The organism is Bacillus sp. SIMBA_008 (assembly GCF_046535495.1).
Classification (GTDB): domain Bacteria; phylum Bacillota; class Bacilli; order Bacillales; family Bacillaceae; genus Bacillus; species Bacillus subtilis.
The window spans coordinates 1-277 of record NZ_JAWRWL010000367.1 but is presented as its reverse complement, the minus strand read 5'-3'; the positions used below and the strand labels follow the sequence as shown (position 1 = coordinate 277).

The following is a 277-nucleotide window of genomic DNA, read 5'->3' as shown; positions in this document are numbered from 1 at the left end:
CTATCTGCATGAGCTGATAGAAGGCAGAAGGTGTTTGATTAAGCACAGTCACACCTTCATCGACTAGAAGCTGCAGCATCTCTTCTGGAGAACGAGAGATGGTATGAGGAACAATGACAAGCCGACCGCCATATAAAAGGGGTCCCCATATTTCCCAAACTGAAAAATCAAAGGCATACGAATGGAACATTGTCCAAACATCCTCTTCATCGAAATGGAACCAATGTTCAGTAGATGTCAGAAGACGTATGACATTTTGGTGTGGGATGACCACTCC

1 protein-coding gene is annotated in these 277 nt (G+C 44.4%); it reads right to left on the bottom strand.

Annotated elements, in window-relative coordinates; all coding sequences use genetic code 11:
• A partial coding sequence (locus tag SB658_RS23630) for an AMP-binding protein (protein WP_410602735.1) occupies window positions 1-277 on the bottom strand: 277 nt, incomplete at both ends.